This window comes from Chromohalobacter sp. 48-RD10, assembly GCF_029889785.1.
In the GTDB taxonomy this organism is placed as follows: Bacteria; Pseudomonadota; Gammaproteobacteria; order Pseudomonadales; family Halomonadaceae; genus Chromohalobacter.
Map to the genome: position 1 here is coordinate 1 of NZ_JARANX010000155.1, position 1,124 is coordinate 1,124.

Below are 1,124 nucleotides of genomic sequence, written 5' to 3' on the forward strand. Positions count from 1 at the left end.
TTGATAGCGGGCAGAGAGCATCATGCCGGGGTAGGGTTGGACTTCGTGCTGCTTGTCGCTGGCGTAGTGGCGGGTCACGCTGGCGTTGCCGGGAGCGTCCCAATCGATGTGTTTATGCATGGCGGGCTCCTGTCGCGTCCGTGTGTTTCCACAGGGTAGCCCGCCAAAAGGCGGGACGCCTAGGCTTCGTACGCAAACTGCCTTTCGAACAGAACCTGTTGTCGCGACCTTTAAAAGCGGTAGCTGAGGCCGCCCATGACGACGATGGGGTCGATTTCCACGTTGGCATGATAGTCGTTGCCGCCGAGCGTGGCGGTGGCATCACTGTCGATGTCGAGATACCAGGCGGCGGCGTTGAGCGCCCAGTGGTCGTCAATCAGCAGGTCGACCCCGACTTGCGCGGCGCCACCCCAGCTATCGTCGAGTTCGAGCTCGCCGCCGTCGAGTTTTTCGTCGGAGAAGTGGGTGTAGTTGATCCCGGCACCGAGATACGGCTGCACGCGGGCGTCGGTGCCACCCAGCGGATAATACTGAAGCGTGAGGGTCGGCGGCAGGTGGTGGATGCTGGCCATGTCGCTGCCGTTGAGTCGGATCTGATGCTCGAAGCGTTGCGCGGCCAGCAGTTCTACGCCGAGTTTGTCCTGGAAACGGTAGCCCAGGGTGAAGGCGAAACCGCTGTCGTCATCGGCGTCGATTGTCATGTTCAGCGGGGCGCCGAAGTCGCCGTTACCGCTCTGCGGAGCGACCTTGGCGACACCGAAGCGTGTGTAGAAATCGCCTTGGCCGTAGGCCAGCGCCGAGGTGGTTGGCAGGAGCGTAGCGGTGAAGGCAAGCGAAGAAATGAGCAGAAGGTGGCGCATGGGACGACTCCTGGGGTTGAGGCGAGTTGGCTTGAGGCGACTTCGGAAGCGGCGTGTGCTTCGTATGCATCAAGCCTAAACCAAATAACCACATAAAAAATGTGGTTATATGTCGCAGCCCCTTGGTTTTCGTCTTTGGCCCCAAAGACGACGAAGCCCACCGAGTGGTGGGCTTCGTGTTGCTGTCGAGTGCGGAGCGCCGTTACTTCTTCTTGGCGCGCTTACGCTCGTTCTCGGTGAGGTGCTTCTTGCGCACACGAATAT

The 1,124-nt window shown here is 60.4% G+C and carries 1 protein-coding gene; it reads right to left on the bottom strand.

What is annotated here, in order from left to right; translation table 11 throughout:
• Positions 1 to 230 precede the first annotated feature (230 nt).
• A complete protein-coding gene (locus OP496_RS17895) occupies positions 231 to 860 on the bottom strand; it encodes an OmpW family outer membrane protein (protein WP_280565290.1) in 630 nt (209 codons plus the stop codon).
• Between the last annotated feature and the right edge of the window lie 264 nt (positions 861 to 1,124).

Bases quoted from the DNA above. Each gene is read 5' to 3' on its own strand.
- OP496_RS17895 (WP_280565290.1), bottom strand. From the start codon at position 860: ATGCGCCACCTTCTGCTCATTTCTTCGCTTGCCTTCACCGCTACGCTC.